Source organism: Ruegeria sp. CH5, assembly GCF_056537025.1.
On the sequence record NZ_JBQFQT010000001.1, the window covers coordinates 276,918 to 288,782 of the forward strand.

The following is an 11,865-nucleotide window of genomic DNA, read 5'->3' on the forward strand; positions in this document are numbered from 1 at the left end:
AAATGAGGGTCAAATTCGCAAAAGCATTGAATTGAATCAAATTTGTTAACAGTCCAGCGGCGGTTTTTGACCGAATTTTCACGGACACTCACAGGTTGCGCCACCGCCCTTTCAGAAGGCGGTATTTGTCTAATAGGTCTTTGCAAAAATGTCATTTTGATCGTTTAGCGCTAAAAATTTCTTGTCGTGGGTCAGCAATGGCAAAGCGAACGAACAACCTTGGGTAGATTTCCGTGACGCGCGTTGTTGCGGAAATACCATTACGAATCCGGTAAAATTAACCGATTCAACCAATTTTACGTTGTTTGCACTGAACTTATCGGTGACGATGAACGTGCCCAAGTGAAAGGGGGGCCTGACAGCATCAAGGGGGTGCTTGAAGGCAGATCTCAGTCACCGGAAGCGCTGAGCGGCATGTTAACGAGGGGGTCTTGTTTCGGTTCGGCAGCACATTGGTCCGATGTCTTGACGACATCCGGGCCGCGTTTTCGGGATTGGTGAAAGTGGTAGTCCTGTTTTGGGCAACCGGCCCGGTCGTTCTCGACCGGGCCGCGTTACTTTTGGGATCTTTGCTTTTTGCGCCATTCGGCCCACGCTTGGGGCGTATCCAGATCCAGAATAGCGTTCTGACCCGGCAAAGGCTGTAGGTGCACCTGGTCCAGATGCGCGCGTACGATGGCTTGTGCGCCGCCATCTCCGGTCAAATGCGCCAGATCAGCAAGGAGACTTCGGTCGAAGATCACAGGATGGCCTGGTACGCCGTCCGAAGACGCTCCGCGCCAGATCAGCTTGTCAGGATGTTCGGTGACCGACCGGAGGACCGCGCGCAGATCGTCTGATGTCAGCTCTGGCAGATCGGTCAGCAGGATCATCGCTGCCCGGGCTGATACCGGCAGCTGCGCGACGGCCCTGCGCAAACTGGCATTCATGCCTTCATCCGCATCGGGAACTGAAACGACCTCCAAGTCCATCCCGCTCAGGGCGGTGTATCGCGGGTGAGGCGCCGGCGGCAGGGCGACGATGACCGGCCCGACAGCTCGTGCGGTTTCAGCCGAGCGTCGGATCAGCGGTTGACCGTCGACAATTTGCATCAGTTTGTCCACTCCGCCCATACGGCGAGAACTTCCGGCGGCCAGCAAGATGACAGGGATATCCTTCATGGCGGCCACCTTGCCGCCAACCGGAACGGCTGTCACCCCCGCATACGCGCACCGTCGGGGTCAAATAGTGGACTGGTCAGCACACGGGCTTTGCGCATCTGGCCCAGGATTTCAATTTCGACCGCCAAACTGTCGGCCGCCAGTCCCGTTGGGAGGAAGCCCATGGCAACTGATTTCTGCGCGAAATGCGAGTACCCGCCGGATGTACAAAACCCAACCACTGCGCCGTCATGCCAGATGGGTTCGTAGGCGTTCACATCTGCGTCCTCGGCTTCGACCTCAAAAGCCACAAGCTTGCGGGCTGTTCCTTCAGCCCGCTCGGCCTCGGCGACAGCGCGCCCGATGAAATCGACGTTCTTGGAGAACGAGATGAAGCGGTCCAGCCCGGTTTCAGCGGCTGTGTAGTCGGGTGAGAACTCGCGCATCCACGAGCCGAAGAACTTGTCGAGCCGCAGGCTCATCATCGCGCGCATCCCGAAGGGGGTCATGTCGTGCGGCTGGCCGGCCTGCCACAGCGTCCACCACAGTTGCCGTTGCGCCATCGGATCGCAGTAGATCTCGAACCCCAGGTCGCCGGTATAGCTGACCCGCTGCACGATGCAGTCGGTCATGCCGACGACCATCCGGCGCACGTCCATGAAGCGCATGTTGCCGATATCCTCGCGCGTGCAGGCGGCCAGAACCTCGCGCGCCTTGGGGCCTGCGATCTGGAAGCCGTTGCGTTTGTCGCTGATATTCTCGACGGTTACGCCGTCTTGCTGATGTTGGTGGAACCAGCGCATGTGGAAGTTCTGCGCGCCGTAGGAGGCGGTGAGTTGGAATTCCTCCTCGCCCAGGCAGGAAACGGTGAAATCACCAATCAGCTTGCCCTTGGGCGACAGCATCGGGGTCAGCGACAGGCGGCCTGGCTTGGGGATGCGCCCGGCCATGATCCGATCCAGCCAGTCGCGGGCGCGGGGGCCTTTCACGAGGTATTTGCCGAAATTGTGCACCTCGTTGATGCCGGCGCCTTCGCGCACAGCGCGAACCTCGCGGCCCGTTGCCTCGAAGGCGTCCGAGCGGCGGAAGGACGGGGTTTCATAACCCGGCTCGCCCTCTTGCGCGAAATAGTTCGGCACTTCCAGCCCGTATTGCTGGCCCCAGACCGCACCCAGATCGCTGAAGATGTCATACATCGGCGTGGTGCGGTTGGGCCGCGCGGCCGGCAGTTCCTCGTTGGGGTAGGCGACGGAGAAACGCTTCTGATAGTTCTCGATCACCTTGGGGCGGGTGTAGCCGGGGGTGATCCAGTCGCCGAAGCGGGCCACGTCCATGGCAAAGACGTCGCGCTCGGGTTCGCCCTCGATCATCCATTGCGCCAGCGTCAGGCCGACGCCGCCGCCCTGGCTGAACCCGGCCATCACGCCGCAGGCCGACCAGTAGTTGCGCACGCCGGGCACAGGCCCGACCAGCGGGTTGCCGTCGGGGGCAAAGGTGAAGGGGCCGTGGATCACCGATTTCACCCCGGCCTCGGCCAGAACCGGGAAGCGGCGATAGGCGAATTCGATCGAGTCGGTGATCTTGTCGAAATCGTCGGGCAGCAGCTCGTGCCCGAACTCCCACGGCGTGCCGTCCACGGCCCAGGGTTTGCAGGGTTGTTCGTAGAAGCCGATGCAGAGACCGCGGCCTTCCTGCCTCAGATAACTTTCGCCGGCCGGGTCCATGACGTGCGGATGCTCGCTGCCCGCGTCGATGATCGCCTCGATTTCGGGGATGGTGTCGGTGACGAGGTATTGGTGCTCCATCGGGTGCAGCGGGAAGTAGATGCCCGCCATCGCGCCAACTTCGCGTGCCCAGAGGCCGCCAGCGTTGACGATATGCTCGGCGTGGATGGTGCCCTTGTCCGTCACAACGTCCCACGTGCCGTCGGGGCGCTGGTTGGTTTCACGCACCATGCAGTGGGTCTCGATCGTGGCGCCGCCCATCCGCGCGGCCTTGGCATAGGCGTGGGTCGTGCTCGAAGGGTCGAGGTGCCCGTCCAGCGGATCATAGAGCGCGCCGATGATCCCGTCGGTGTTGGTGATGGGGGCGATCTGCTTGATCTCGTCGGGGCCGACGATTTCGGTCTCCAGCCCCATGAAGCGATGCTTGGCGCGTTCGGCCAGCAGCATGTCGAACCGGTCCTGGTTGTCGGCCAGCGTGATGCCGCCCACATGGTGCAGCCCGCAGGACATGCCGGTGATCTCTTCCAGCTCTTTGTACAGCCGGATGGTATAGCCCTGCAGCGCCGCCATGTTGGTGTCGCCGTTCAGCGTATGAAACCCGCCCGCCGCGTGCCACGTCGATCCGCTGGTCAGTTCCGACCGTTCCAGCAGCATCACATCCGACCAGCCCAGCTTAGTCAGGTGATACAGCACCGAACACCCGACAACTCCACCGCCGATTACGGCAACCTGACACGTCGATTTCATCCGCACCTCCTTGCGTCTGGCCTGAAGGTGCAGGGGCGCCGCGCCGGTATCTGTCACGAAAACGACCGAGTTTGTCGTTTCCACCCGCCGTCCGTCAGAGCGGCCGCACCTTCAACCATGTGATCCGGTTGCCCTCGCGCTCGACGACCTCGAACCGGAAGCCGTGGAACGAGAACACCTGACCGACGGTCGGGATCATCTGCGCTTCGTGGATGACCAGCCCGGCAATGGTGTTGGCCTCGTCATCGGGCAGCGACCAGTCCATCGCACGGTTCAGGTCGCGGATCGTCATCGAGCCTTCGACCAGATACTGACCATCTTCGGTTCGCGTTACCGTCACATCTTCGTCCACGTCGAATTCGTCGGCAATCTCGCCTACGATTTCTTCGAGAATGTCCTCGAGCGTGATCAAACCGCGCAGCGAGCCGTATTCATCTACCACCAGCGCAAAATGGCTGTGCATGCGCAGGAATTCCCGCATTTGGTCGTCCAGCGTGGTGGTCTCCGGTACGAAATAGGGGTCATTTGCTACCTTGAGGATGTCAAATGACTTCAGTCTTTCCGCCCCACCATCGCTACCACCTGCCTTTGCGTACATGGCGCGGAACAGATCCTTGGCGTGCACGACGCCCACGATGTTTTCGGGCTGGCCACGGAACACTGGCAGGCGCGTGTGACGGCTTTCGAGGCATTGTTTGAGGATTGATTCAGGGTCTGCGTCCGCGTCGATCATCTCGATATTCGAGCGGTGCAGCATGATCTCCTCGACCGTGCGGTCGCCGAGATCAAGCGCACCCAGAATACGGTCGCGATCCTCTTTTTCCACGACGCCTTCGGAATGGCCCAGTTGCAGGGCGCCGGCGATCTCTTCGCGTACGGCAAGGATGTTGCTGTCGGGGTCGATCTGAACCCCGAACAGGCGGAGGACCCCGCGCACCAGCAGGCGTACGGCAGCCACCACCGGCGAAAACACAGTAACGACAACACCGATCACCGGGGCGACCGCCGCGGCGGCCTTTTCGGCATTGGTAATCGCGTAGGTCTTAGGCAAGACTTCAGCAAAGACCAGAACAAGCAGGGTCATGACCAAGGTGGCCAGTGCCACGCCGCTTTCTCCGAAAAGTCGGGTGAACAACGCCGTGGCCAGCGAGGCTGCGAGGATGTTGACCAGGTTGTTGCCCAGCAGAACCGAGCCGATCAGACGTTCGTTGTCATCAGTGATCTCCAGCGCCTTTTGCGCGCCGCGCGAACCTTTGTCGGCTTGCGCCCGCAGTTTGCCCCGCGAAGACGCCGTCAGCGCTGTTTCAGACCCCGAGAAGAAGCCGGAGAGTACCAGCAGAAGCAGAATTGAGGCCGTAGTCAGCCAGAAGGCGCCATCGAGAAGAGAAGGGTCAGAGTCCATCGGTCCGTTTCAGGTATTGTTGATGCAATGGTTATGGGGGCGCAGATGCGCGCGATCAAGGGTTTGGCCCTAGTCTCGACGTTCATCCTTGGCAAGCGGGTGATGCTGCAACACCAGTTCCGAAAGGCGCTCGTCCAGGACATGAGTATAGATTTCGGTCGTCGCGACGTCGGCGTGCCCAAGCAGGGTCTGGATCGAACGCAAGTCGGCACCATTGGCCAAAAGATGCGTCGCAAAGGCATGGCGCAGCGTGTGTGGCGTGACTTTGTCGGGAGAAACACCACCTTGCACGGCCAGTTCCTTTATCAGTGCAAAGAACCGGTGACGGGTCAGGTGCCCTGATTTTCCGCGCGAAGGAAACAGGAACCGGGACCGCTGGCCTCCGTTGGCAACGGCTGCATCTTCGGCTTCGTCCCGGATGGTCAGCCATGCCGCCAAAGCATCGCGCGCAGGCGGTGACAAGGGCACCATGCGCTCCTTTCCACCTTTGCCGAGAACCAGCAGCATACGTGGGTCGCCCCGGGCGGATGATACCGGCAGGGAAACAAGCTCGGTCACACGCATCCCGGTCGCATACAGAATTTCCATCAGGCAGGTGTTGCGCAGCTTGTCTGCCGTACTGCGCCCTGTTTGCCTGGCCGCCTCAAGCAGGCGGTCGACTTCTGCTACGTCCAGCGTCTTGGGTAACCTTTTCTGGCGTCCCGGACCCTTGATCTGGATGGCCGGATTGGTCGAGCGCCAGCCCTCCTCAAACGCGAAACGGTACAATTGCTTGATGGCAGAGAGGCGGCGGGCGCGGGTTGCGCGCGAAAGGCCTTGTGCGTCACAGTCAATCAGATAGGCCTCGATCATACCTTGGTCGGCGGCTTCGAACCCGGCATGTCGCCGGTCGAGCCACGCGCCAAAGTCCTTTAGGTCCCGCCCATAGGCCAGCAAAGTGTTGGTTGCCGCCCCAAGTTCTGCGGCCTGCGCCTCAAGAAACGCGGAAATCCACAAGTCTTGTGTCGCCGGAGCGGACACTGTCAGGCCCCCTTCAGAACAAGCAACTGCAAGGCCGCGCGGCGCGCCGTGTCTTCCAGGCCGACATGTCGGAACACCGCGATGGCCGCAGTCAAGTCAACCAGATTGCCGCGCGCGCCATGCGCGAACATCTGCATGGCCTCAAGAATTGCCTCACCCAGACGGTTTGCTTCCAACATCGCGCGGATATCGGACGGGATCGGGGCCGACCATGCAAACCCTTCGGCAATGGCGTCAGCCATCGGTGAGGGCGAGTTCGAACGCTCGGGTTGGCCCGAGGCCAAAGCCGCCAGAAAGGCATTGGCCTCGGGTCCGTCGGGGACAGATCGTGCGGCATCCTCGTACAACTCGGACAACAGCAGGATGCGCCAGCGCAGATTCTCGGTGGTCGGGTCGGGCAGCTTGATCGGCATCAAGCGCTCGGCGAACAGTTCGGCAAAGGGCACTTCAAGCCCGACCGAACCCATTTCTGCCCAGACTTTCGGCAGGGTCTTGGATATTGCCTCGGGGCTTTCGGTCTCCAGCGCCGTTTCGAAACGCTGAACTGCCGAGACGCGATCCCAGACCGCGCCCGAAGCCGCAGGCGCGCGCTCGGTATAGAGGCCCAGCAGATGGTTCGGCGTAAGCGCGCCGATGCGGGTCAGGCGCTCGGCCGCTTCGATCTGGGCCTTCCAACCGGCAACATCGCGCAGGTCGGCATTGGCAAAGGCCCGCGGCAACGAGGCGGTCGGAAGTCGCTCGCCGATCGCTTCGAACAGGCGAAACGTCAGCGGGTCAGGGTCTTCGGGCTGCGGCAGATAGGCGGCACCTTCGAACATCTCTGGGCTTAGGAAGCGATCCAGCAGATCGAGTTGCGCGGGCGGCAGTAATTCGAGCGCATGCGCCGCTTCGAGTGTCAGCGCGGCCGAAGCCCAGTCACCTCTGCGGGCCTTGCAGAAGACCTGCGCGGAATAATCCCTCGACAAATGCGGTTGCGCGATCAGCGCAGTGCAGCTGCGGTCTTCGTCGCCAGTCAATAGAGTTGCGTCAAACCATCGTTTGAACCGCTCAGGCGTATCGGTGGGGCCGGCAAGTTGCACCAAGGATTGCGTCGGATCGGCGGCACCCAGCTGCATCAGACGATCCAGCCGCGCCAGCAGAAGTTGGTCTGGCTCATTGGAATTCGCCGGTGCGCGGGCCTCGGTCAGCAAAAGTGTGAACAACAGCCGCTGCATGGCAGGGTTCGATTTGACCGGCACGCGCGCGATAAGTTCGGCCAGCCGGGCCGGATCGCTGGGCAACCACAGATCAACCGGCAGCCCGGTCGCGGACCCATCCACCAATCCCAACGGCGGCGACAGCGCCTCGAGAGGAGAAACCTGAATGTCGGGTTGCAGGCCCGTATCGGTAACCGGCGGCTCAAGCAATACGGTCCCCGGCAACAGGTCAGGGGCTGTCTCCAGCCAGTCGATCGCGGATAGCGGCTGTTCGGTTTGTGCGGCGGCTTGGCCGGTCAGTGCAAGCGCCAGCACGACGGCCCTAGTTGACATCCAGAATTACCGGTTCGCTGATTTCGCTTTGCGGGGCCGAGAAGTCGGCGCCGAAGAACGGACCAAGATACGCATAGGCCACCAAGCCTATGAAAAGCAGGCAAATTAGGTACAACAGGAATTTGATCAGACGGCCCATGGCTCAACGCTGCCTCAATTTTCGATTTTGGCCAAGTTATAACTGGCATTTTTCCCAAGATCACGTCATTCACTGGGAAATGAGCGAAATTAAGCATAACGTGGCGCCGACCGGACAACGGCAGGTCTATGACCTGCACAAAACGGTGGTTTTGGTCGGCATGATGGGCGCTGGCAAGACGGCCGTGGGGCGCGCTCTGGCCGCGCGCCTTGGTGTTCCTTTCCTCGACAGTGACAGCGAGATCGAATCGGCTGCCAACATGACCATCCCCGAGATCTTTGAACGGGACGGCGAGCCGTTCTTTCGCGCCAAAGAAAGCCAGGTCATCGGCCGTCTGCTGGACGAGAAAAAGGGTATCTTGTCGACCGGTGGCGGCGCTTTTCTGAGCGAAGAAAACCGGACGATGATTTCGGACCGTGGGGTTTCCGTATGGCTGTGCGCCGACCTGGAAGTATTGTGGAACCGGGTGCGCCACAAAGACACGCGACCCTTGCTGCGCACGCCGGATCCGTATGCAACGCTGCGTGACCTGTACGAGGCCCGCGTGCCGTTGTACGCACAGGCTGATCTGGTGGTGAATTCGGACGGCGACACCGCCATCGAAGATATGGTTGACCGGGTTCTGGAAAAGCTGATGACGCGCCCGGATGTTTTGGAAGTCAAATAGATGCATCAGACAGTTAACGTTGATCTGGCCGAGCGGTCCTATGACGTGGAAATCGGGCCGGACCTGTTGGCTCAGGCCGGTGCGCGGATCAGACCTATGCTGCACCGTCCGCGTGTCGCGGTTCTGACCGATGAAACCGTGGCCGGTTTGCATCTGGATGCTTTGCGCAGCGGCCTGGCGTCCGCCGGGGTGGAAATGACCGCATTGGCTCTGCCCGCAGGTGAGGCGACCAAAAGCTGGCCGCATTTCGAGCGCGCCGTCGAATGGCTGCTGGCCGAAAAGATCGAACGGCGCGATGTCGTCGTAGCCTTCGGCGGTGGAGTGATCGGCGATCTGGGCGGCTTTGCTGCGGCGGTGCTGCGTCGCGGTGTGCGCTTTGTGCAGATCCCAACCTCGCTTTTGGCGCAGGTCGACAGTTCCGTGGGGGGCAAAACCGGTATCAATGCTCCGCAAGGCAAAAACCTGATCGGTGCGTTTCATCAACCTTCGTTGGTTCTGGCTGATACCTCAGTGCTTGGCACGCTGACGGCGCGTGATTTTCTGGCGGGATATGGTGAAGTCGTAAAATATGGCCTTTTGGGGGATGCCGATTTCTTCGAATGGTTGGAGCGCAACGGCCCCCCGCTGTCGGCCGGGGACATGGCGACCCGGGTTCGGGCGGTCACCCGTTCGGTTCAGATGAAGGCCGATATCGTGGCCCGTGATGAGACTGAACAAGGCGACCGGGCGCTGTTGAACCTCGGGCATACGTTCTGCCACGCGCTTGAGGCGGCGACGGGCTATTCCGACCGGCTGCTGCATGGCGAGGGTGTTGCCATCGGCTGCGCCCTGGCGTTCGAGTTGTCGGCCCGCATGGGTCTGTGTTCCCAGGAAGACCCGAGCCGCGTCCGCGCGCACTTGAAGGCAATGGGCATGAAGACCGATCTGTCTGACATTCCCGGAGATCTGCCGGGCGCGGAAGATCTGGTCGACCTTATGGCTCAGGACAAGAAGGTCGTTGACGGCCAACTGCGCTTTATCCTGGCGCGTGGGATCGGGCAGGCCTTCGTCACGTCGGACGTGCCACGCGATGCCGTTCTGTCCGTGCTGCAGGATGCATTGGCAACGTGCTGATAAGCGGAGTCAGCGGCCCCGTATCACCATCAATTCGCCAATGTTTTCGCGGGTGATGTATCCGACCATCTGACCGGTCTTGGTGCAGACCGCCACGGCCGGTGCGCCACCATGAAGACCATCCAGAACGGCCTCGAGCCCACTGGTCAAGGCCACCCGGGGGATTTGCTCTTCCATGACCGAGGTCGCGGGTTCCGACCGGGGGTGATCGCCAGCTAGCGCGGCAAACAGCCGATTGCGAGTCACGAAGCCCAACAGCTGCCCGTCTTCGCCCAAAACCGGGAACTCGTGCTGCGTTGTCTGGATCACGGCCTGAGCCGCCGTTGCCAACGTGTCTTGGGGGGTCAGTGCGTGGAATTCGGTGATCATCGCGTCCCGGGCCAGCACGCGGCGCGCCACCGAGCGCATTGCCACATCCTGGCTTTCTGCATTGGCCGCGATGAAGACGAAAACTGCGATCAGAACCAGGATCGGGTTACCGGTGCTGAGCCCCAGAAAACCGAAACCGACGGCCACGGCCTGGCCCGCAAAGGCTGCGGCCCGTGTGGCCTTGACCCTGTCCATCTTCAGGCAGAGCAGGGCGCGGAACACGCGGCCGCCGTCCATCGGAAACGCTGGGATCAGGTTGAACACCGAGAGGAACAGATTGACGTAGGCCAGCCGGCTTAGCAGGTCGATGCGGGTCGAGTCGATTTGCGCCAGCGTTTCTACCTGCATTCCCGCGCCCAGAAGCACAAGGATGCCCCAAATGACGACGTTGACCGCTGGACCAGCCAATGCAACGGCAACTTCTTGCATCGGCTTTTCCGGCATCCTCTCCAAGCGGGCCAAGCCGCCGATGGGCAGCAGAGTGATGTCAGGAGTGCGAATGCCATACCTGCGGGCCATCAGCGCATGACCGAATTCATGGGCAACAACGCAGGCAAACAACGCCAGAACAAAAATGATGTTGTCGATGGCTGCCGGCCACCCTCCGTCAGAGTAGGCGGCAAAGCCGACCCAAGCCAGCAGCAGGAAGAAGGTGACATGGACCCTCAGTTCCGATCCGAGCAACCGGCCGACGGCGAAGGACCATGTCATGACGTGCCTCGCTAAAGCTTAGAACGGGATTTCGTCGTCGTCGATGCCGCCTGATGCCGGTGCCGGCGCGCTGGATTGTGCGGCGTAGGGCTCGGAGTATCCGCCGCTGTCCTGGCCGCCACCGTATCCGCCGCCCTCATTGCGACTGTCCAATAGGGTCAGTTCACCGCGGTAAGGGCGCAGAACGACTTCAGTGGAATAGCGATCCTGACCGGACTGATCCTGCCACTTGCGCGTTTCCAGTTGGCCTTCGATGTAGACCTTTGACCCTTTGCGCAAATACTGCTCGGCGATGCGGACGAGCGGTTCGGAAAAAATAGCGACTGTGTGCCACTCGGTCCGTTCGCGGCGTTCACCGGTATTGCGGTCTTTCCAGTTCTCTGAGGTGGCGATCCGTAGGTTGCAGACCTTGCCACCGTTCTGAAACGACCGCACTTCGGGATCGCGCCCGAGATTGCCGACCAGAATGACTTTGTTGACTGAACCTGCCATGGATTTCCCCGTTTTTTGACTAGCTTGATGGCGCCCGAATCTGACGCTGAGTTCACCTGAAACCCTATACGTCCTGCGCCCGGGTTGGAACACGGTTGATGCCCGGAAAGCCACCCGGAAAATCAGTGTTTCCTTAACCAAGCTTTCATTTCTGCCTGAATTACCTATAATCCGATTGATTGCTGAACGAGCGGGATTGCTTGAATGCGTTGTCTGTTAAGTGGTTTTTCAATTGCATGCCTCGTTCTGGCGTCGACGCCGCTGAGCGCAGATGTGCTGTCGACCAAGAATCGCAAAGATATCTTTTTGAAGCAGGCCAAGATTCTGGACACGCGGGCCGCTAGCCAGTATCGCGACTCTGAACGGCTGAAACCGAAAACGCCGGACGCCAGTTTCAAAAAGCGCTATTCCGGCAAGTACCGTGGTGAATACCTTGCCATGGCGCGCCAGGCAGCGCGCAAGCACAACGTCCCGGAAGAACTGTTCCTGCGTCTGGTTCAACAGGAAAGCGGTTGGAACCCTCACGCCAAGTCGCACAAGGGCGCTTTGGGCCTCGCGCAGCTGATGCCCCAAACCGCCAGGCTGCTGAACGTGAACCCGCATGACCCGAAGCAAAACCTTGAAGGCGGTGCGCGGTATCTTTCGTGGCAATACCGCAAATTCAAGTCCTGGCGCCTCGCGCTGGCAGCTTACAACGCGGGTCCGCAAGCGGTGGAAAAGCATGGGGGCGTGCCGCCCTATGCCGAGACGCAGAATTACGTCAAAGTCATCTGGGGCGGCTGATACAATAGCTGCTCAAAAAAAACCGGCCCA

11 protein-coding genes are annotated in these 11,865 nt (G+C 60.7%); 3 read left to right on the plus strand and 8 right to left on the minus strand.

What is annotated here, in order from left to right; genetic code table 11:
* Positions 1-554 precede the first annotated feature (554 nt).
* From ACR0JC_RS01315 to ACR0JC_RS01340, 6 genes are all read right to left on the minus strand, one after another.
* The gene (locus ACR0JC_RS01315; RefSeq protein WP_170339538.1) at positions 555-1,160 is read right to left on the minus strand and encodes a nucleotidyltransferase family protein; all 606 of its coding nucleotides are present in this window, start codon (positions 1,158-1,160) and stop codon (positions 555-557) included.
* A 32-nt stretch (positions 1,161-1,192) separates the two neighbouring features.
* Entirely contained in the window at positions 1,193-3,610 is a 2,418-nt protein-coding gene (locus ACR0JC_RS01320) for a GcvT family protein (RefSeq protein WP_170339537.1), read from the minus strand.
* A 94-nt stretch (positions 3,611-3,704) separates the two neighbouring features.
* On the minus strand, positions 3,705-5,012 hold the full coding sequence (locus tag ACR0JC_RS01325; protein WP_170339536.1) for an HlyC/CorC family transporter: 1,308 nt from the start codon (positions 5,010-5,012) through the stop codon (positions 3,705-3,707).
* Between the two features lie 69 nt (positions 5,013-5,081).
* Positions 5,082-6,032, minus strand: coding sequence for a tyrosine recombinase (locus ACR0JC_RS01330; RefSeq protein WP_480763036.1), 951 nt, complete (start codon positions 6,030-6,032; stop codon positions 5,082-5,084).
* Positions 6,033-6,034: 2 nt separating this feature from the next.
* Positions 6,035-7,561, minus strand: a complete 1,527-nt coding sequence (locus ACR0JC_RS01335; RefSeq protein ID WP_170339529.1) for a hypothetical protein — start codon at positions 7,559-7,561, stop codon at positions 6,035-6,037.
* Entirely contained in the window at positions 7,551-7,700 is a 150-nt protein-coding gene (locus ACR0JC_RS01340) for a hypothetical protein (protein WP_170338962.1), read from the minus strand. The genes ACR0JC_RS01335 and ACR0JC_RS01340 overlap by 11 nt, the downstream gene beginning before the upstream one ends.
* A gap of 79 nt (positions 7,701-7,779) precedes the next feature.
* Here ACR0JC_RS01340 and ACR0JC_RS01345 point away from each other — a divergent pair, with 79 nt between their 5' ends.
* Both ACR0JC_RS01345 and aroB read left to right on the plus strand, forming a co-directional pair.
* Positions 7,780-8,367, plus strand: coding sequence for a shikimate kinase (locus ACR0JC_RS01345; protein WP_170338960.1), 588 nt, complete (start codon positions 7,780-7,782; stop codon positions 8,365-8,367).
* Positions 8,368-9,480: a 3-dehydroquinate synthase gene (aroB, locus tag ACR0JC_RS01350; protein ID WP_170339528.1), complete on the plus strand. Its 1,113-nt coding sequence runs from the start codon at positions 8,368-8,370 to the stop codon at positions 9,478-9,480. It begins immediately after the preceding gene.
* A gap of 9 nt (positions 9,481-9,489) precedes the next feature.
* On the opposite strand, the gene ACR0JC_RS01355 is transcribed toward aroB, so the two are convergent.
* Both ACR0JC_RS01355 and ssb read right to left on the minus strand, forming a co-directional pair.
* Positions 9,490-10,560: a site-2 protease family protein gene (locus tag ACR0JC_RS01355; protein ID WP_170339527.1), complete on the minus strand. Its 1,071-nt coding sequence runs from the start codon at positions 10,558-10,560 to the stop codon at positions 9,490-9,492.
* An 18-nt stretch (positions 10,561-10,578) separates the two neighbouring features.
* A complete protein-coding gene (gene ssb / locus ACR0JC_RS01360) occupies positions 10,579-11,052 on the minus strand; it encodes a single-stranded DNA-binding protein (RefSeq protein WP_170339526.1) in 474 nt (157 codons plus the stop codon).
* A gap of 204 nt (positions 11,053-11,256) precedes the next feature.
* Here ssb and ACR0JC_RS01365 point away from each other — a divergent pair, with 204 nt between their 5' ends.
* Positions 11,257-11,835, plus strand: a complete 579-nt coding sequence (locus ACR0JC_RS01365; RefSeq protein WP_170339523.1) for a lytic transglycosylase domain-containing protein — start codon at positions 11,257-11,259, stop codon at positions 11,833-11,835.
* The last annotated feature ends 30 nt before the right edge of the window (positions 11,836-11,865 follow it).